General features: G+C 60.5%; 1 protein-coding gene. It reads left to right on the top strand.

The genetic code is table 11. The annotated features are described in order from the left end of the window. Window positions 1-271, top strand: a 271-nt coding sequence (locus SB751_RS30670) for an SCO family protein (RefSeq protein ID WP_410749108.1), incomplete at both ends; no start/stop codon positions are given.

Here is a 271-nt window from a genome sequence, read left to right as displayed (position 1 = left end):
ATGTTTGCCCGACCACGCTGGCCGAACTCTCGCAGGCGATGCAGCAACTCGGCCCCGAAAAAGCCGCGCGCATTCAGGTGCTGTTCGTGACGCTCGACCCGCAACGCGACACGCCTTCCGTGCTCGCACAATATGCGGCGGCGTTCAATCCATCGTTTCGCGCACTGCGTCCCGCAGACGATGCGCAACTCAGAACGCTGGCCGAGGACTTCAAGCTGGTCTTCGAAAAAGTCCCCGGTACGAACGCGGACAACTACACCATGAATCACAC

Origin of the sequence: Cupriavidus sp. SIMBA_020 (genome assembly GCF_046535395.1) — a bacterium.
Taxonomy (GTDB): domain Bacteria; phylum Pseudomonadota; class Gammaproteobacteria; order Burkholderiales; family Burkholderiaceae; genus Cupriavidus; species Cupriavidus campinensis.
Note: the sequence above shows the minus strand (reverse complement) of the source record. Positions and strands in the feature narration are given on the sequence as shown.